This window comes from Verminephrobacter aporrectodeae subsp. tuberculatae, from assembly GCF_026127385.1.
Taxonomy (GTDB): Bacteria; Pseudomonadota; Gammaproteobacteria; order Burkholderiales; family Burkholderiaceae_C; genus Acidovorax; species Acidovorax aporrectodeae.
The window spans coordinates 1,304,482-1,323,064 of record NZ_QZCX01000003.1; the positions used below are offsets into that span (position 1 = coordinate 1,304,482).

Sequence of the window (18,583 nt, forward strand, 5' to 3'; positions counted from 1 at the left end):
CGGGGCGTCAGGGTCAGGCGTAGACCGGAAAGCGCGTCGTGAGCGCGTCCACCTGCTCGCGCACTGCGGCGACATGCGCCGCGTCGTGCGGCTTGTCGAGCACGTCGGCGAACAGGTGCGCCGTGGCGCGCGCCTGTTCTTCCCGGAAACCGCGCGTGGTCATGGCCGGGGTGCCGATGCGCACGCCGCTGGTCACCATCGGCTTTTCGGGGTCGTTGGGAATGGCGTTCTTGTTCACGGTCATGTGCGCCGCACCGAGCACGGTCTCGGCCTGCTTGCCGGTGATTCCCTTGGCGCGCAGATCGACCAGCATCATGTGGCTCTGCGTGCCGCCGCTGACGATGCGCAGGCCGCGCGCGCTCAGCGTCTCGGCGAGCACCTTGGCATTGCTGAGCACCTGCTCCTGGTATAGCTTGAATCCGGGTTGCAGCGCTTCCTGGAAGGCCACGGCCTTGGCGGCTATCACGTGCATCAGCGGGCCACCCTGCAGACCCGGGAAGATGGCGCTGTGGATCGCTTTTTCATGCTCGGCCTTCATCAGGATGATCCCGCCGCGGGGGCCGCGCAGGCTCTTGTGCGTGGTGCTGGTGACCACGTCGGCGTGCGGCACGGGGTTGGGGTACAGGCCGGCGGCGATCAGGCCGGCGTAATGCGCCATATCGACCATGAAGGTCGCGCCCAGGTCCCGGGCCACCTTGGCAAAGCGGGCAAAGTCGATGTGCAGGCTGTACGCCGAAGCGCCGGCAATGATCAGCCGGGGCCGGGTGGCGTGCGCCTTGCGCTCCATGGCGTCGTAGTCGATGACTTCGTTCGCGTCCAGGCCGTAGGAGACCACGTTGAACCATTTGCCCGACATGTTCAGCGGCATGCCGTGCGTGAGGTGACCGCCCTCGGCCAGGCTCATTCCCATGATGGTGTCGCCGGGCTTGAGAAAGGCCAGAAAAACGGCCTCGTTGGCCGACGCGCCGCAGTGTGCCTGCACGTTCGCGGCCTCGGCGCCGAAGAGCTTCTTCACGCGCTCGATGGCCAGTTGCTCGGCCCGGTCCACGTGCTCGCAGCCGCCGTAGTAGCGCTTGCCGGGATAGCCTTCGGCGTACTTGTTCGTCAACTGCGTACCCTGGGCCCACATGACGGCGGGCGATGCGTAGTTTTCGCTGGCGATCAGTTCGATGTGCTGCTCCTGCCGGGCGTTCTCGGCCTGGATCACGGCAAACAGCTCGGGGTCGATTTGCTCGACGAGAAGATGGCGGTCGTACATGGTGGTCCTGCAAACTTGTATCCCTTGAGACAAGGGCTGCCCAGGCGAACGGCGGAACGCAAGAGCGAAAGGATTCCCTTGCGGCGCGCTCCCCGGTGGTTCGCAAGGGAGTCAAGCCCTTGCCGGTTTCCACATCAGCGGCAGCACCCCTGTGCCGGGTGGGGCGGGGTACGGCGCCTTATCGCCAGTCACGTGCATCCGCAAGTGTAGCCGACAGACACGCTCCTGACAGCCGATCAGAACCCGGCCGATCGCCAAGCGGAACTTGCTTTGGTTGATGGGCTGTGGGCCGGTGGAGCGGCGTAATCACCACGCACCCTGTACCATTTGGGGCGTTGCGGCCTGCATTTATGCTCCGGCCAGACCACCGACGGCCTTTCCCTCAGGCAGCTTCGGACCTCCGGCCCCACACCACACATGCTGTTTCTGCTGTCCCCCGCCAAAGCGCTCGACTACGACACGCCCCTGCCCGCAGGCCTGGCGCATTCCACGCCCCGGTTCCTTGCGCAGTCCGCCGCGCTCATCGAGGTGCTGCGCAGCAAGTCCGCGCAAGACCTTGCCGACCTCATGCACCTGAGCGACAAACTCGCCGCGCTGAATGTGGCGCGCTACCGGGCCTGGACGCCGCGCTTCACGTCCGCGAACTCGCGCCAGGCGCTGCTGGCTTTCAACGGCGATGTCTACGCGGGCCTTCAGGCGCGCACGCTGAGCGCAGCGGATCTCGACTGGGCACAGGAGCATGTGCTCGTTCTCAGCGGTCTGTACGGCGTGCTGCGCCCGCTGGACCGCATGCAGGCCTACCGGCTGGAGATGGGCTCGCGCCTGGCCACCGATGCCGGCAGCAACCTCTACCAGTACTGGGGCAGCCGGATTGCCAAGCATTTGAACACCCGCCTGCAGGCCGACGCCACGCCCGTGGTCGTAAACCTCGCGTCGCAGGAATACTTCAAGGCGGTGGACCGCAGGGCGCTCAAGGCACGCGTCGTCGAATGCGTTTTCGAGGACTGGAGAGGCGGCGCGTACAAGATCATCGGCTTGCACGCCAAGCGCGCACGCGGCCTCATGGCGCGCCATGCCATCACGCACCGCATCACCACAGCGCACGGGCTCGAAGGGTTTGCTCTGGACGGCTATGCCTTTGCCCCGGCAGCGTCCGATCCCGAGCGCCTGGTGTTCCGGCGCAAGGCCCCCGCACCCCGAACCCAAAACCCTGTTGCAACCGAAGGACCCGCATGACACAGCAATCCGACCCGCGACAAGACAGCACAACGAGCACCCAGCGCAGCAGCGCCGCCGCACAGCAGAAGGTCACGCCCGAATTACGCCGCTGGATCATCGAGCAAACCCAGGCCGGCTGCACGCAGGCCTCGCTGCTGCAATCCATGCGCAGTTCCGGCTGGAATGAGCAGGTGGCGGCCGAAGCGCTCGAGAGCACGCTGCACCAGCTCCTGGTCGAACCCGCCGCGCCACAGAGCCCGCCAGCCTCCATGCCCGGGCCGCGCCTGGACGAATCCCCGACCCGGGTGGACTGTGGCGACCGCACCGCAGACGTGCTGCTGAGCATGGAGCAGCCACGCATCGTGGTGTTTGGCAATCTGCTTGCGCCCGAGGAATGCGAGGCCCTGATCGCCGCCGCCGCGTCGCGCATGGCGCGCTCGCTCACGGTGGCCCCCGAAACGGGGGGCGAAGAGTTCAACGACGCCCGCACCAGCGACGGCATGTTCTTCCACCGCGGAGAAAGCCCGCTGCTGCAGCGCATCGAAGCGCGCATTGCGCGCCTGCTGAACTGGCCCGTGGAAAACGGTGAGGGCCTGCAGGTGCTGCACTACCGCCCCGGCGCCGAGTACAAGCCACATTACGACTACTTCAACCCCGAGGATCCCGGAACGCCGAAGATCCTCCAGCGCGGCGGGCAACGCGTGGGCACGCTGGTGCTGTACCTGGCCACGACCGAGAAAGGCGGTGGCACCGTATTCCCTGACGTGCACGTCGCCGTCGCGCCCCAGCGCGGCAATGCCGTGTTCTTCAGCTACGACCGCCCGCACCCCGACACGCGCACGCTGCACGGCGGCGCCCCGGTGATTGCGGGCGACAAGTGGATCGCCACCAAGTGGCTGCGCGAGCGGGAATTCAGGTGAAAACGGCTTGCGTATCCGCGCACCTTCAGCCGCTGAAAACATGACGCAACCGTGCAGACCATGAACCCGCCAGAACAATCCCGGCTCGGCAAGGCATCGACCTATGTCGACCAGTACGACGCCGCGCTGCTCTTTCCCATCCCGCGTGCCGACAAGCGGGCAGAGATCGGCATCACCGGCGCCGCGCCCTTTTTCGGGGCCGACCTGTGGACGGCGTTTGAACTGTCGTGGCTGAATGCGCGCGGCAAGCCGCAACTGGCCCTGGCGCACATCACGGTGCCCTGCGAGACGCCGAACATCGTCGAGAGCAAGTCCGTCAAGCTCTACCTGAACAGCTTCAACAACACCTGCCTCGCCGACGCCGCGCAGGTGCAGGCGCGCATCCGCGCCGACCTGGGCGAGGCCGTGTGGCGCGGCGCCGAGCGTTCGGCCGCCGTAGGGGTGACGCTGCTGGGCCCCGAACGGTTTGACCAGGAACCCGTGCACGAACTCGACGGCCTGAGCCTGGACCGGCTGGACGTGGAATGCACGCACTACCAGCCCGCGCCCGAGTTGCTGCGTGCGCGGTTCGACGCGGCGCCCGTGTCCGAGGTGCTGACCAGCAAGCTGTTCCGGAGCAATTGCCCGGTGACGGGCCAACCCGACTGGGCGAGCGTGCAGATTGCCTACAACGGCCCGCAGATCGACCAGGAAGGGCTGCTGCAATACCTCGTGAGCTTTCGCCGGCACAGCGAATTCCACGAGCAATGCGTGGAGCGCATCTTCATGGACCTGTGGACACGCTGCCAACCCGGCGCGCTGACCGTGTACGCGCGCTACACGCGCCGCGGGGGAATCGACATCAACCCGCTGCGCACCAGCCGCCCGCAGGGCCTGCCGCGCAACGTGCGCACGGCACGGCAGTAGTCACCCCGGGTTGGACACGCGTGCCGGGCGACCAGGATCGCTTGGCCCCTGACCCGCAGCAGGGGATGGGCATTACGAATTTGTTCCGCCCGCACCCGCTGGCAGCAAGTAACCAACAAGAGGCACCAGGGTGGATGCGAGCAGCAGTGCCGCCCCTGCCAGCAACGCCGTGTCCAGCGTCCCCCGATCGCCGACCCAACCGGCCAGCGATGGTCCGATGGCCTGGCCAACGGAAAATACCACGGTGAAAAAGGCCATGCCCTTGGCCAGCAGTTCCGTCGGCATGCTCTTGCGCAGGAGCACGGCGACGGATGAGGGCGCGATGAACATGCCCAGGCCGAAAATGAATGCCGAAACGATGCAGGCTGCGAGGCTGCTTTCCAGCAACGGGAGCACCGAGCCGACGAAGGTCGTCGCGCAGCTCGCGGACAGCACCAATTCCGGTGGCATGTCCTTGAGCGCCCGGCGCCAGACGAAGGGCGACAAAGAGACCCCGGCGCCGAGCACGACCCAGATCGCAGTCCCCCATTGCCAGGACAGGCCCCGGTTGCGCAGCAGGGCGAAGATGAACGTCATATAGACGATATAGCCGGCGGCAAAAATGAAATATCCGAGCAGCGCCGATTTCAGGCCCGACAGGGGCAAGCGCGCCGCCGAGGCGCTATTGCTACCCCCATGGACGCGCCAAGCTTCGCGCAGTGGCCATAGCGACCCCAGCGCAGCGAGCAAGCCAAGCACCCACCACGCGTACATCCATCCCGCCGGACCCGTCACCGCGAGCACCGGGCTGACGAACAATCCGGAGACCGAAATACCGATCCCCGCGCCGGAGAAGAACACCCCGGTCGCGATCCCGTAGCGCTTCGGAAAATCCTGATAGCGGACGGCAATCAAGGCCCCCCCGCAGGCAAACGCCCAGGCCGCGCCAATGCCCGAGAGCAAACGGGCCACGCTCAGACCGACCAAGCTCGAACAAAACCCGGTGAAGACCAGCGTGGCGACCGTCATGCACAGACCGGCGGAAAACAGTTCGCTGGGACGGCGCCAACGCAGCAACCAGTAACCGGACAGGGCGCCGATCACATAGCCCAGGGCGTTGGCAGTGTTCAACCACCCGGCCTCGGCGTAGCTCAACCCGAAGCTCTCGCGCATCGCCGGCAGAACCAGGGCATAGGAAAAGCGCGCGAAGCCGTTGCTGACTGCCGCCGCCAACCCCAGACCGAAGGCCGGCCACAGACTCGGCGAGAGGGTTTGGGGGGATTGTTCGGCGGGGAGCATGCCGGATTTTCACCGTTTCTCCTGGGGCCGGCGTGCCCCCCGCGTGCCTTTCAGCGATTGGATTCCTTGGTGGATGCGGGCGCGCTTCGCCTATAGTGCCCGGCCGGCCGTGCGTTGCCCAGCGCCCCATGGCCCACGGTCGGCGCCCAGCCCATTCCACCCATGCAATACGGTGACAAGCCATGCAAGCCAATGACCCAGCCAGCGCCGCAGCCGCGCAGCCCGTCACCGGGGCCCCGGAGTCTGCCGTGGCCGACCCGCCGCAGGCAGCGCGCAGCGGCCCCGGCTTGGCGGTGCTTTTGGCGACCGTGCTGCTGCCGTTCGCACTGGCGCATTTCATTTCCTATCTCTACCGCACGGTCAACGCAGTGGTGTACCCCGACCTGGCGCACGACCTGGGCCTGGCCGCGGGCAGCCTGGGCCTGTTGACCAGCGCCTACTTCCTCACGTTTGCCGCAGCGCAGCTGCCCATCGGCGTGGCGCTGGACCGCTTTGGCCCGCGCAAGGTCCAGGGGCCCATGCTGCTCGTCGCCGCCGCCGGTGCGGTGCTGTTTGCGCGGGCGCAGTCGCTGGGCGAACTGGTGCTGGCGCGCGGCATGATCGGCCTGGGCGTGGCCGGCTCGCTGATGTCGGCGATCAAGGCCGGTTCGCTGTGGCTGCCGCAGGAGCGGTTGCCACTGAGCACCGCGATCCTGCTCGCGGTCGGCGGAATGGGTGCGATGGCGTCAACCACGCCCATGCAGTGGGCGCTGGGCCTGACCGACTGGCGCGGCGCCTTCCTGGCGCTTGCAGCCGGCACGCTGCTGGTCAGCGCGCTCATCTTCGGGGTGGTTCCCGAACACCCTGGCCAGAAAACGCAGACGCGCCTGCGCGACATGGTCCGCACCGTGGGCGAACTGTACCGGGCGTGGTCGTTCTGGCGGCTCGCGCTGTACACGCTGTTCGCGCACGCCACCTACATGGCGGTGCAGGGCCTGTGGATGGCTCCGTGGCTGCGCGACGTGGGTCATTTGGCGCGCCCGCAGGTCGCGCAGGTGCTGTTCGCCGGCACGGTTGCCATGGTCGCGGGTTCGCTGTTCTTCGGCTGGATCACCGACGCGGTGCAGAAATACGGCTTCAAGCCGGTGCTCGTGTGCGGCACGGGGACCGTCCTCTTCCTGCTGTTCCAACTGCTCATGGTGCTGGGTCCTGGAACGCTCGCAGTGCATCCGCTGGTCGTGGCCGTGGGCTTCAGCTTCTTCGGCACCGCCACCACGATGAACTACGCCATCGTGGCGCAGAGCGTGCCCGGCCACCTGACCGGCCGGGTGAGCACCTCGTTCAATCTGCTGGTGTTCCTGCTGGCCTTTGGCGTGCAATGGGGTTTGGGCCTGCTGATCACCCAGTGGGTCCCGCACCAGGGGCAGTATCCGCAAGCCGCATACCGTGCGGCACTGGGGCTGAATCTGCTGCTGCAATTGCCGGGGATCGTGCTGTGGCTCGGCTTCAGGCCGTGGCGGCGTGATTGCCGGACGCGCCAGGGCTGAGGCGGGCGCGTTTTACAGCCGGATCGGGTCGGGAGGCTGCGCGCTTTGCACAACGGCTGCGCGGCTGGGGATCGAGGGCTGGGCGCCGGCCTGCAGCACGCACAGCGCGGCGGCGCGGATTCCCGCGCGCACGGCGGCGTCGAGCGGCTGGCGCTGCGCCAACGCCACGGCGAGCGCGCCCAGAAAGGTGTCGCCGGCGGCGGTGCTGTCCACCGCCGCCACCACCGGGGCCGGGTGGTGGCGGCAGCCCGTCTCGTCGGCGACCACCGCGCCCGCGGCGCCAAGCGTGAGCACCACCTGCGCGGGGCCGAGCGCGCGCAGCGCCCGCGCCGCCGCAGCCGCGTCGGCCGGGGTGGCGACGACGCTGCCCATGAGGACCGCAGCCTCCACTTCGTTCACGACCAAGGTGCGCAGCAGCGGCCACAGCGCGTCGGGCAGGGGCTGGATGGGCGAGGGGTTGAGCAGCACCGGGCAGCCCGCTGCCCGCGCCCGCCGGGCCGCAGCCAGCACCTGGGGCAGCGGCGTTTCGAACTGCAGGACCAGGCAATCTGCCTGCTGCAACGCAGCGTCGAGCGCGGCGGCGTCGAGCACGAAGCGGCCATTCGCGCCCGGCACCACGACGATGCGGTTCTGCGCCGTGGCGTCCACCGTGATCGCGGCCATGCCGGTGCACACCACCGGATCAGTCTGTACACCGCCGTGCCCGATTCCTTCGGCGTCCAGCCCGGCGCGCAGCGTGCGGCCATGGGCGTCGTCGCCCACGCGGCCAAACATGTGCACCTGCGCGCCCTGGCGTGCACAGGCCACGGCCTGGTTGCCGCCCTTGCCGCCGGGCAGCGTCTGCAACGCGTCGGCGAGCACGGTTTCGCCAGGTCCGGGGGCCTGCCGCACGCGCAGCACCAGGTCCATGTTCAAGCTGCCGACGACGGCGATGCAGGGGGCGGGTTGGTTCATGGTCGGGGCGGTGTGCATGCGGATGGGAATTCAGCGGGTCGTTTGCCGTGAGGCGTGCGGAGTAACACGAGAGCCAAGTTCAAGCCGGAGGCGCCGCCGGGCCGGCCTCGGTGCCAAAAATCACCCCGCCCCCGAGGCACAGGTCCCCGTCGTACAGGACCGCACTTTGCCCGGGCGTCACGGCCCACTGCGCCTCGGGGAAGCGCAGGCGGAATGCTTGCGCGTTGGCGCCAAGCAGGGTGCACGCAGCGTCCTGCTGGCGATAGCGCGCCTTGGCCGCGTAGGCACCGGGGGCGGGCGCGTGGCCGGATATCCAACTCGCGTCCCGGGCGTCGAGGGTGTGCGACAGCAGCCAGGGGTGCAGTTGCCCCTGGACCACGTGCAGGATGTTCCGCGCCAGGTCCTTGCGGGCGACGAACCAGGGTTCGTGCGCGCCGCCGCCGCGCCCGGCGCCCGCTTCCTTGACGCCGCCAATGCCCAACCCCTGGCGCTGCCCCAGGGTGTAGAAGCTCAGGCCCACATGCCGGCCCAGCGTGCGGCCCCGCGCGTCCTGGATGGGGCCGGGCGCGTGGGCGATATAGCGGTTCAGGAATTCGCGGAACGGCCGCTCGCCGATAAAGCAGATGCCGGTGGAGTCCTTCTTGCCGGCGTTGGGCAGGCCGATTTCCTGGGCCATGCGCCGCACCCCGGTCTTGTGCAGCGCGCCCAGGGGGAACAGCGTCTTGGACAGCTGCGCCTGGTTCAGGCGGTGCAGAAAGTAGCTCTGGTCCTTGGACTGGTCCAGCCCCTTGAGCAGTTCGAACCGGCCCGATTCCGGGTTCTGCCGCACCCGGGCGTAGTGGCCGGTGGCAATTTTCTCGGCGCCCAGGCGCATGGCGTGGTCCAGAAAGGCCTTGAACTTGATCTCGGCGTTGCACAGCACGTCGGGATTGGGCGTGCGGCCAGCCTGGTACTCGCGCAGGAACGCGGCGAACACGCGCTCCCGGTAGTCGGCCGCGAAGTTCACATGCTCGATCTCGATGCCTATGACGTCGGCCACGGCCGCGGCATCGACGAAGTCGATGCGCGACGCGCAGTGCGCGCTGTCGTCATCGTCTTCCCAGTTCTTCATGAAGATGCCGACCACCTCGTGACCCTGCTGTTTCAGCAGGTGCGCGGTGACGGCGGAGTCCACGCCGCCGGAGAGGCCGACGACGATGCGCTGCTTGGCTGATGCAGTCATTGCCCGGATTGTATTTTTTGCGCCGCCGCTGCATTGCGCGGACGAGAGGCCGCGCCCCTGGCCGCGCCAGCACCCGGATGAGGCACTATTCGCGCACGACCAGCACCGGGATACGCACCACGCCCAGCACGCGCTGGGTGACGCTGCCCAGGACCAGCCTTTCCAACCCGCGGCGGCCGTGCGAGCCCATGACGATCAGGTCGGCGCCCGTGCTCTCGAGCGCGCGCAGGATGCCCTCATGCACCGCATGGCCCTCGCCCACCAGGGTGCTCACCGGCACGCCGGCCTCGGCCATGGCCCGCCGGGTGGCGTCCAGGGCGATGTTCGCCTCGGCGGTGGCGGCATTCGTGTACTGCGCCTGGCCGTAGGCGAAATCGGCGCCCACACCGGTAAAGGGATACGGGTCGATCACGTACACGGACGTCACGACGCTGCCAAAGGCCTTGGCCAGGGCCGCGGCCTTGGAGACGGCCAGCAGCGAGGTCTTGGAGCCATCGACAGGAACCAGAATATGCTCAAACATCATGCTTCTCCTTGGAAGTCGGAGGGGGAGCGGGTTGGTGGCCCGATCCGGAACAACGCTGCGGCGCACTGCCTGCACTGCAACTGCGCGAGTGTCCACGCCCGGCAGGCCCCGTATCTTGATGCGCATCAAGTTCCGGGTCGCGATGAACGGCGACGCAAGGCGGGCGTCAGGATTGTGCAGCCCCCTGCCTCGGCACGTCGGCTCCCTGAAAATTGCCGCGCCGGCAGGTCAGCACCAGCGTGTCGCGGTAACCGCCCTCGGCCAGGGGCAGGATGGGCGTGGATTCGTGGACCATGCGGGCGTCGTCGAGCAGCAGCAGCGACCATGGCTGCGCGAGCGTAAAGCGCTGGCCGCCGGGCGTGGCGGCCTCGAACACGCGCGTCTCCCCGCCCTTTACGCCCTCGCGCCGCACCAGGAACACCGCGACCAGGTCCACGCCGTCGCGGTGCGCGCCCTCGGGGGTGGGGCGGCCAATGCCGTCCGTGGTGTCGATGCGGAACTGGTGCGCCTCGACGAACCAGGCAACGGGGCTGTCCTGGCCTGCGAATACGGCGTCGGACACCCCGGCGAGCGCCAGCAGCAGCTGCCGCCACACGGGCTTGGCCACGGTGGCCGGCTCCATGGGCGCAAACCAGCGCTCCATGCCGCCATGCAGCGCGTTGTATTCCACGGGCTGCCAGTGCGCCCGGTGCGGCGCCTGCCGCAGTTGCTTCCCCTGCACCACGAAGCAGGCATGGCGCCGGCGGCGGTAGCGGCCGCCGTCCCGGAGGAATTCGTCGGGGGGCAGCGTGGCCCAGTCAGCGCCGAGGCCCATCAGATCGGAAAGATCGCAGCCGATCCAGCGGGCCACGTCGGCCGGCGCGAGCGCGGCGTAGCCCCGCTGGCGCAGTTGGCGGGCAGCGTCGCCGGCGGGGATGAACGGCGGGGGAAAAGTGACTTGGGTCATGGAGCGGCGGTTCTCCGTTCAGGGCAGCAGGGCCTGCGCCTCACAGTAGGCGGGCTGGCGCATCAGGGCGTCCCAGGCGAATAATGACGGGGTCCGGGGCAGCAGGGCCAGGCGGCGCGCCTGGCTGTCCGCGCGGGGCCGCCAGCGGCGCTCCACCCGGGCCTTTTCCAGGCCGACCATGCATTCATCGAGCGCCCTGCCCGCGTCCGCCACGCTCTGATTGCACAGCAGCACCAGATCGCAACCCGCGGCGAGCGCGGCGACGGCCGCGTCGGTATGGCTCACGGCCTGGCCATCGATATGGCGTGCGCCCTCCATGCCGAGGTCGTCGCTGAAGATGGCTCCGTGGAAACGCATCCGGCGGCGCAGGATGTCTTGCAACCAGCGCCGCGAGAAGCCCGCGGGGCGGCTGTCCACCTGGGGGTAGATCACGTGCGCCGGCATCACGCCGCAGAGCATGCTGCTGAGCCAGGCGTACGGTGCGGCGTCGGCGGCCAGAATGGTCTCGAGGTCGCGCCCATCGATCGACGCTTGCTCGGTATGCGAGTCGGCCTGCGCGAATCCGTGCCCGGGAAAGTGCTTCGCGCAATGCGCCATTCCTGCCTGGAGCAGGCCGTGCGCCAGGCTTTTGGCGAGCAGGGTGACCACGCGCGGGTCGCGGTGGAACGCACGGTCGCCGATCACGCTGCTCTCGCCCCAGTCCAGATCCAGCACCGGCGTAAAGCTGAAATCCACGCCACAGGCACGCAGCTCGGCGCCCAGCACATGGCCCACGGCCGTCGCGGCGCGGATGGCGCGCAGCGCACCGCTGCCGGGCGCGGCCCGGCTCCCGTGGCCGTCGTCCATCCACATCGCGCCCAGCGCGCGCATGGGCGGCAGGTGGGTAAAGCCATCGCCACGAAAGCGCTGCACACGGCCGCCCTCATGGTCCACGCAGATCAGCAGATCCTCGCGCACGGCCTTGATGGAGCGGGTGAGTTGCAGCAGCTGCGCACGGCCCTCCCAGTTGCGCGCAAACAGGATGACGCCTGCGGTCAGCGGGTGGGCCAGGCGGCGTCTATCGTCCGCGTTGAGCTCTTTTCCTGCTATGTCGAGGATCAGGGGGGCGTGTTGGGTCATGGTGTTGCAAATCATCGCGGCATGGAAAGCATGCGCCGTCGCCGGTTGGGGCTGCAACGCACGGGTGGCGGTCAGCAAATCCGTTTTCTCAGACGCCGCCAGCGCCCGCGGCGATGCAGTCCAGATACGCCTGCACCGTCGCGCCGTAGCCCAGTTCCAGCGCGTCGGCAATCAGCGCATGGCCAATGGATACCTCGAGCAGGCCGGGGACCGCGCGCACAAAGGCTGCGAGGTTGTCGCGGTTCAGGTCGTGTCCCGCGTTCACGCCCAGGCCCGCGTCCCGTGCGGCCTGCGCCGCGTCGCGGTAGCGCAGCAGTTCGCTGGGCTGCCGCGGGCTGCCCCAGGCGGCGGCGTAGGGCTCGGTGTAGAGCTCCACGCGGTCCGCGCCCACGGCCCGGGCGGCGGCCATCTGCGCCGGGTCCGGGTCCATGAACAGGCTCACGCGCACGCCCAGCGCCCGGCATTCGGCTATCCACGGCGCCAGGCGCTCGGCGTCCTGCGGAAAGCGCCATCCATGGTCGCTGGTGAACTGGTCCTCGCTGTCGGGAACGAAGGTCGCCTGGTGCGGACGCAGCTCGCGGATGAAGCCCATCAGGTTCTGCGCCGGGTTGCCTTCGATGTTGTATTCGCGGTCGGGCCAGGCCTGCATCAGCGCCGCCAGTTCGGACACGTCCTGGCTGCGGATGTGCCGTTCATCGGGCCGCGGGTGCACCGTGATTCCCTGGGCGCCGGCCCCCAGGCACAGCCGCGCGGCGTGCCTGACGTCGGGAATTCCCAGGTGGCGCGTATTGCGCAGCAGCGCCACCTTGTTCACGTTGACCGACAGGGCGGTGCGCTGCGCGCGGCGTGGGGGGGAGGGATTGTTCATAGGGCTTGCAGGTCAAGCATGAGTTGGCGGGTGCGCAGCATGGGGCTGCCGCAATGGTATTGCAGCAGGGCGCGCAGCTGGGGTTTGAGTTCTGCGCAGACCGGTGCGCAGGCGCGCAGTGTGGCGCCGGGGCTGGCGCTGTCGTCGAGCGCGCGTTGCAGCGCCTGCCACTGGTGGCCGGGCAGTCCGGCGCGGTCGGCGGCGGATGCGGCGCGCAGGCCGCCCTCGGGCTCCAGCGTGTACCGCTGGTCGGCGTGCAGCGGTGCGGCCGCCATGGTCTGGACCGCCAGACTGGGCAGCAATCCGATCGCGCGCAGCAGCAGCAGTTCAAAGCTGCGCAGGACGGGCTCCAGCGCGTCGCCGTGTTCGCTGGCGAGCACGCGCACCACGCCTGCGTAAGCGTCGAACAGCGCCGGGTGCGGGTCGTCGCGGGCGAGCAGGCGCAGCAGCAGCTCGTTCATGTACAGGCCCGAGAGCAGGGCATCGCCCGTGGGCAGCACATGGCCGCCGAGCCATTCCGCGCCTTTGAGGGTGTGGATCTCCGCGCTGCCGTCGCCGGCCAGGGTGTAGGTCAGCGCCAAGGGTTGCAGCGGCAGCAGCACCGGGCGAAAGTTGGAACAGGGCTTTTTCGCCCCCTTGGCCACGAGGACGACGCGCCCCCGGTGGCGGCAGAAGGTTTCCAGGATCAGGCTGGACTCGCTCCAGTCGTGGCTGTGCAGCACGAAAGCGGGTTCATCGGCAATGCGCGCGGCGGCAGCCATGAGGAATCAAACCCGCAGCGGCGCAGGGCAGGACGGGGGGCGTGCGGGGCTCAAGCGCGGCTCATTCGTAGCCGAACGCGCGCACGCGCGCGGCGTCGTCCGCCCAGCCGGAGCGCACCTTGACCCAGAGCTCCAGGAAGACCTTGGCGTCCATCCGCTTTTCCAGTTCCTGGCGCGCCTCGGTGCCTATGCGCTTGAGGCGCTCGCCTTTTTCGCCGATGACCATCATCTTGTGGCTGTCCCGTTCGACCACGATGCTGGCAGCGATTTTCACCAGGCGCCGGTACTGCCGGCTCGCCTCTTCCTCGAACTTGTCGACGAGCACCGTCGAGCTGTAGGGCAGTTCGTCGCCGGTGAAGCGGAACAGCTTCTCGCGCACCGTCTCGCCGGCCAGAAAGCGTTCGCTGCGGTCGGTGAGCTCGTCCTCGGCGTACCACCACGCCTGCTCGGGAAGGTACTTGGCGCAGATGCCGAAGAGGCGCTCGACGTCGCCCTTGTTCTTGGCCGACATGGGAACGAACTCGGCAAACGGGTGCCGCTCCTGCATGCCCTTGAGCCAGGGCGCCAGGTCGGCGCGCCGCTGCACCAGGTCGAGCTTGTTTGCCACGAGCAGCGCCGGAATTTCGGGCTTGAGCAGCGAGAGGACCCGGGCGTCGGCGAGCGTGAAGTTGCCGGCCTCGACCGCGAACAGGATCAGGTCCACGTCGCCAATGGCGCCCAGCACGGTCTTATTCAGCGATTTGTTCAGCGCGCCCGCATGCCGGGTCTGAAAACCCGGCGTGTCGACGAAGATGAACTGCGTCTGCGCGCGCGTGCGGATTCCCGTGATGCGGTGGCGCGTGGTCTGCGCCTTGCGCGAGGTGATGCTGATCTTCTCGCCCACCAGGGCGTTGAGCAGCGTGGACTTGCCCACGTTGGGCTTGCCCACGATGGCGATCACGCCGCAGCGCTGGGCGGGCAAGTCGGCGGCGCGCATGGCGTCGGGGTCGTCGCCTGGACCTTCCGCAGCGCTTGCGCCTTCGTCGGCAGCGTCATTCATAGGTGGTTTCCTGCTTTCAATGTGGCCAGCATGGCGCCCGCAGCCGCCTGCTCGCCGGCCCGGCGGGAAGCGCCGATGCCGCGTTCGGTCAGGCCCAGTTCGGCGATGGCGCACTCGACGTCGAAGGTCTGGCTATGCGCCGCGCCCAGCGTTGCGACCACCCGGTACTGCGGCAGCCGCATTTTGCGGCCCTGGAGCCACTCCTGCAATGCGGTTTTCGCGTCCGCGTCCTGCAGGGGATTCATCTCCACCCCCTCGAACAGGCGGTGCACCAGGGCCTGCGCGCCGGCGTAGCCCGCGTCCAGGTAGACCGCGCCGATCAGCGCCTCGAGTGCATCTGCCAGGATGGAAGGGGAAGGACGTCGCGCGCTACCGGCGCGGGGGGACTCGCCCTCCCCGAGGCGCAGGGCCTCGGAGAGCCGCAGACGCAGCGCCAGCTGGTGCAGGCTGTCCTGCTTGACCAAGTTCGCGCGCATGCGCGAGAGATCGCCTTCGGGCAGCGACGGCAGCCGCTGGTACAGCAGGCTGGCCACGGCCAGATTCAGGACGGCGTCGCCGAGAAACTCCAGCCGCTCGTTGTTGTCCGCAGAAAAGCTGCGGTGCGTGATCGCGCGCTCGAGCAGGCGCGGATCGGAGAAAACATGCTGCAGGCGCTCCTGCAGCGCCAGGAGGGCGGCTGACACACCTACTCGGTCTGCGCTTCGAAGCGGTACGTGAGGTACGCCGGGCCGAACAAGTGAATCTCGCGCGAGTACTTGAACGACACCGCGATCTTGTCGCCCTGTTTGCTGACCTCGAGGTCGGAGCCCTTGATGGAGTGCACGTCACCGATCGCGGCAGCGCGGTCGAAGGTCTCGCGCGCATCGGCGACGCTGATTCCATCCTTTGCTTTTTGGATCGCCTTTTTCGCTGAGGCGTACTCCAGGAAGATGGGAACCGACCGAACGACGATGGCCAGAGCCATCAGGGCCAGGACGGCCAGAAAGACCAGCCCCGGAAAAGACAGGCCGCGCTGACGCGAGCGGCTTGCCGTGCGATGCATCTTCATGACCTCCATGACCCACCTCCCCGTTCTCAATGAAATGCGCCGATGCGTCCGAGATTACCAAAATTCATCCAGACGAAGAATGCCTTGCCGACGATATTGCCCTCGGGCACAAAGCCCCAGAAGCGCGAGTCCAGCGAGTTGTCCCGGTTGTCGCCCATCATGAAGTAATGCCCTGGCGGAACCTTGCACACGACACCTTCGACGCTGTAGCGGCAGTTTTCACGGTAAGCGAAGTTGCTCGCGCCCTGCACGAAGGCGGGCACGTCGGGATTTTGCAGCAGGCGATGGGAGCGCTCTCCCAAGGTCTCTTCAAACTGCTTGAAGTAGCGCATCGAGTCTTCCTCCAGGAAGTCGGGCAGCGCCTTCGTCTCGATGGCCTGGCCGTTGACCGTGAGGCGCTTGTCGAAGTAGGCCACCTCGTCCCCGGGGACCCCCACGACCCGCTTGATGTAATCCACGCTCGGTTGCGGTGGATAGCGGAACACCATCACGTCGCCACGCGCAGGCGGGTTGCCCTCGATGATCCGGGTGTGGATCACCGGCAGGCGCACGCCGTAGGTGAACTTGTTCACCAGGATCAGGTCGCCCGCCTGCAGGGTCGGAATCATGGAGCCGGAGGGAATCTTGAACGGCTCGAAAAGGAACGAGCGCAGAAAGAACACCGTGGCGATCACGGGAAACAGGCCCGCCGTCCAGTCCAGCCACCAGGGCTGCATGAGAATCCGGGCCTTGGCTTCCTGCACGTCCCCATCGACTTGCCGGATGCCCAGGCGATCGAGTTCTGCGCGGCGCTGCAGCGCCCCGTCCTCGATGGCCTGTGCCGCGCGGCGCCGGCGCAGCAGAAAATAAAACCGCTCTGCCAGCCAGTACGCGCCCGTGACCACGGTGGCAAAAAACAGCAGCAAAGCAAAATTGCCTTCTATGGAGCCAAAATACCAGGCCCCCGCATAACCGGCAAACGCGACCAGAACCAGGGATGTGAAAATTTCCATGAAGCGCATCAATCTTGTACCTGCAAAATGGCCAGGAACGCCTCCTGGGGGACTTCAACCGATCCGATCTGTTTCATGCGTTTCTTGCCGGCTTTCTGCTTCTCGAGAAGCTTGCGCTTGCGCGTGATGTCGCCCCCGTAGCATTTTGCCAGCACGTTCTTGCGCAAGGCCTTGATGGTTTCGCGCGCAATGATGTTCGCGCCAATGGCCGCCTGTATGGCCACGTCGTACATCTGGCGGCTGATGATTTCCCGCATCTTGGCGACCACGGCGCGGCCGCGGTACTGCGACTGCGAGCGGTGCACGATGATGGACAGCGCGTCCACCTTGTCGCCATTGAGCAAAATGTCGACCTTCACCACGTCGGAACAGCGGTACTCCTTGAACTCGTAGTCCATGGACGCATAGCCGCGCGATACCGACTTGAGCCGGTCGAAGAAGTCGAGCACGATCTCGCCGAGCGGCATCTCATACGTGAGCATCACCTGGCGACCGTGGTACGCCATATTGATCTGCACGCCGCGCTTTTGATTCGCCAAGGTCATCACCGGGCCGACGCAGTCCTGCGGCATGTACAGATGCACCGTCACGATGGGCTCGCGTATTTCCTCCACCCGCCCCTGGTCGGGCATTTTGGAGGGGTTCTCGACCATGATGGTTTCACCGTCGCCCTTGAGCACTTGATAGACCACGCTGGGGGCGGTCGTGATCAGGTTCTGGTCGAACTCGCGCTCCAGGCGTTCCTGCACGATTTCCATATGCAGCAGGCCCAGGAAGCCGCAGCGGAAACCGAAGCCGAGCGCCTGGCTCACTTCCGGCTCGTAGTGCAGCGAGGCGTCGTTGAGCTTGAGCTTCTCCAGTGCATCGCGCAGCGCGTCGTATTCGCTGGCCTCGGTGGGGTAGAGCCCGGCAAAGACCTGCGGCTGGATTTTCTTGAATCCGGGCAACGCTTGCGCCGCAGGGCCGGCGTTGTTCGGCAGTTTCTTCTCCAGCGTGATCGTGTCGCCGACCCGCGCGGCCTGCAGTTCCTTGATGCCCGCGATGACGTAGCCCACCTGACCGGCGTCGAGCACGTCGCGCGGCGCGTTCGCGGGGGTGAACACCCCCAGGTTGTCGGCCTCGTACACCGCGCCGCTGGCCATCAGCTTGATGCGCTCGCCCTTGAGCAAACGGCCGTCCACCACCCGCACGAGCATCACGACGCCGACGTAGCTGTCAAACCAGCTGTCGATGATCATGGCGCGCAAAGGCGCCTGCGGCCTGCCACGGGGCGCGGGCACCTTGGCGACGATGGCCTCCAGGATGTCGTCGATCCCCATGCCGGTCTTGGCGGAGCAAGGAATGGCATCGCCCGCGTCGATGCCGATCACGTCCTCGATCTCGGCCTTTGCATTCTCGGGATCCGCCTGCGGCAGATCCATCTTGTTGAGCACGGCGAGCACCTCGACCCCCAGGTCCAATGCCGTGTAGCAGTTGGCGACGGTCTGTGCCTCCACGCCCTGCGAGGCATCCACCACGAGCAATGCGCCCTCGCACGCCGACAGGGAACGGCTCACTTCGTACGAAAAGTCCACGTGCCCCGGCGTGTCGATCAGATTCAGGTGATAGACCTGCCCGTCCCGGGCCTGGTACTGCAACGCAGCGGTCTGCGCCTTGATGGTTATCCCCCGCTCTTTTTCGATGTCCATCGAGTCCAGGACCTGGGCCTCCATCTCGCGGTCGGCGAGCCCTCCGCAGCGCTGAATCAAGCGGTCGGCAAGCGTTGACTTGCCATGGTCGATGTGCGCAATGATGGAGAAATTTCTGATGTGATTCATCAACGGGAAGCGGCAAGTGATTGAATTGGCACAGTGGCTCACAAGAAAAAAGGGCGCGTCAAATGACGACGCGCCCTGAACCAACAATCATTGGCAACTGCGATAGCTGGGTCTTCATTGTAGACAAAAAGGGCGCCGGGAAAAGCCTGAGCCAGCGGATCCAGAGGAAGTTGCCAGGGGGCAAC

18 protein-coding genes are annotated in these 18,583 nt (G+C 67.3%); 4 read left to right on the top strand and 14 right to left on the bottom strand.

What is annotated here, in order from left to right; all coding sequences use genetic code 11:
- Window positions 1-13: 13 nt before the first annotated feature.
- The gene (gene glyA / locus D5041_RS20905) at window positions 14-1,258 is read right to left on the bottom strand and encodes a serine hydroxymethyltransferase (RefSeq protein ID WP_265282757.1); all 1,245 of its coding nucleotides are present in this window, start codon (window positions 1,256-1,258) and stop codon (window positions 14-16) included.
- Window positions 1,259-1,675: 417 nt separating this feature from the next.
- Here glyA and yaaA point away from each other — a divergent pair, with 417 nt between their 5' ends.
- From yaaA to queF, 3 genes are read left to right on the top strand one after another with little or no spacing between them, the layout of a single operon-like run.
- Window positions 1,676-2,494, top strand: a complete 819-nt coding sequence (yaaA, locus tag D5041_RS20910) for a peroxide stress protein YaaA (protein WP_265259291.1) — start codon at window positions 1,676-1,678, stop codon at window positions 2,492-2,494.
- Entirely contained in the window at window positions 2,491-3,396 is a 906-nt protein-coding gene (locus D5041_RS20915; protein ID WP_265259292.1) for a 2OG-Fe(II) oxygenase, read from the top strand. Before yaaA ends, D5041_RS20915 begins: the two co-directional genes overlap by 4 nt.
- 60 nt (window positions 3,397-3,456) lie before the next feature.
- Window positions 3,457-4,302, top strand: coding sequence for an NADPH-dependent 7-cyano-7-deazaguanine reductase QueF (gene queF, locus D5041_RS20920; protein ID WP_265285664.1), 846 nt, complete (start codon window positions 3,457-3,459; stop codon window positions 4,300-4,302).
- 72 nt (window positions 4,303-4,374) lie between these two features.
- Here queF and D5041_RS20925 read toward each other — a convergent pair whose 3' ends face one another.
- The gene (locus tag D5041_RS20925) at window positions 4,375-5,580 is read right to left on the bottom strand and encodes a YbfB/YjiJ family MFS transporter (protein WP_265285665.1); all 1,206 of its coding nucleotides are present in this window, start codon (window positions 5,578-5,580) and stop codon (window positions 4,375-4,377) included.
- A gap of 182 nt (window positions 5,581-5,762) precedes the next feature.
- Between D5041_RS20925 and D5041_RS20930 the strand changes: the two genes are divergently transcribed.
- Window positions 5,763-7,106, top strand: coding sequence for an MFS transporter (locus D5041_RS20930; protein ID WP_265285666.1), 1,344 nt, complete (start codon window positions 5,763-5,765; stop codon window positions 7,104-7,106).
- 12 nt (window positions 7,107-7,118) lie between these two features.
- On the opposite strand, the gene rbsK is transcribed toward D5041_RS20930, so the two are convergent.
- The 12 genes from rbsK to lepA form a co-directional block, all read right to left on the bottom strand.
- Window positions 7,119-8,060 (bottom strand): ribokinase, encoded by a 942-nt coding sequence (gene rbsK / locus D5041_RS20935; RefSeq protein ID WP_265285667.1) that lies wholly within the window; start codon window positions 8,058-8,060, stop codon window positions 7,119-7,121.
- Window positions 8,061-8,139: 79 nt separating this feature from the next.
- Window positions 8,140-9,282: a tRNA 2-thiouridine(34) synthase MnmA gene (mnmA, locus tag D5041_RS20940; RefSeq protein WP_265285668.1), complete on the bottom strand. Its 1,143-nt coding sequence runs from the start codon at window positions 9,280-9,282 to the stop codon at window positions 8,140-8,142.
- A gap of 85 nt (window positions 9,283-9,367) precedes the next feature.
- Complete coding sequence (locus D5041_RS20945) at window positions 9,368-9,805, bottom strand: universal stress protein (protein ID WP_265259300.1); 438 nt, start codon at window positions 9,803-9,805, stop codon at window positions 9,368-9,370.
- A 169-nt stretch (window positions 9,806-9,974) separates the two neighbouring features.
- The gene (locus D5041_RS20950) at window positions 9,975-10,754 is read right to left on the bottom strand and encodes a 2OG-Fe dioxygenase family protein (protein WP_265285669.1); all 780 of its coding nucleotides are present in this window, start codon (window positions 10,752-10,754) and stop codon (window positions 9,975-9,977) included.
- 18 nt (window positions 10,755-10,772) lie between these two features.
- On the bottom strand, window positions 10,773-11,873 hold the full coding sequence (gene nagZ / locus D5041_RS20955; RefSeq protein ID WP_265259302.1) for a beta-N-acetylhexosaminidase: 1,101 nt from the start codon (window positions 11,871-11,873) through the stop codon (window positions 10,773-10,775).
- 88 nt (window positions 11,874-11,961) lie between these two features.
- Window positions 11,962-12,741 carry a pyridoxine 5'-phosphate synthase gene (locus tag D5041_RS20960; protein WP_265259303.1) on the bottom strand — a complete coding sequence of 260 codons (780 nt, stop codon included), beginning with the start codon at window positions 12,739-12,741 and terminating at the stop codon, window positions 11,962-11,964.
- Window positions 12,738-13,502, bottom strand: coding sequence for a DNA repair protein RecO (gene recO / locus D5041_RS20965; RefSeq protein ID WP_265285670.1), 765 nt, complete (start codon window positions 13,500-13,502; stop codon window positions 12,738-12,740). Before recO ends, D5041_RS20960 begins: the two co-directional genes overlap by 4 nt.
- Window positions 13,503-13,563: 61 nt before the next feature.
- The gene (gene era / locus D5041_RS20970) at window positions 13,564-14,541 is read right to left on the bottom strand and encodes a GTPase Era (RefSeq protein ID WP_407702312.1); all 978 of its coding nucleotides are present in this window, start codon (window positions 14,539-14,541) and stop codon (window positions 13,564-13,566) included.
- Window positions 14,538-15,224, bottom strand: coding sequence for a ribonuclease III (gene rnc / locus D5041_RS20975; RefSeq protein ID WP_010102953.1), 687 nt, complete (start codon window positions 15,222-15,224; stop codon window positions 14,538-14,540). Before rnc ends, era begins: the two co-directional genes overlap by 4 nt.
- 2 nt (window positions 15,225-15,226) lie before the next feature.
- Complete coding sequence (locus D5041_RS20980) at window positions 15,227-15,589, bottom strand: DUF4845 domain-containing protein (RefSeq protein ID WP_029554191.1); 363 nt, start codon at window positions 15,587-15,589, stop codon at window positions 15,227-15,229.
- A gap of 26 nt (window positions 15,590-15,615) precedes the next feature.
- Window positions 15,616-16,590 carry a signal peptidase I gene (gene lepB / locus D5041_RS20985; RefSeq protein WP_265285778.1) on the bottom strand — a complete coding sequence of 325 codons (975 nt, stop codon included), beginning with the start codon at window positions 16,588-16,590 and terminating at the stop codon, window positions 15,616-15,618.
- Window positions 16,590-18,398: a translation elongation factor 4 gene (lepA, locus tag D5041_RS20990; RefSeq protein WP_010102948.1), complete on the bottom strand. Its 1,809-nt coding sequence runs from the start codon at window positions 18,396-18,398 to the stop codon at window positions 16,590-16,592. Before lepA ends, lepB begins: the two co-directional genes overlap by 1 nt.
- Window positions 18,399-18,583: the final 185 nt, after the last annotated feature.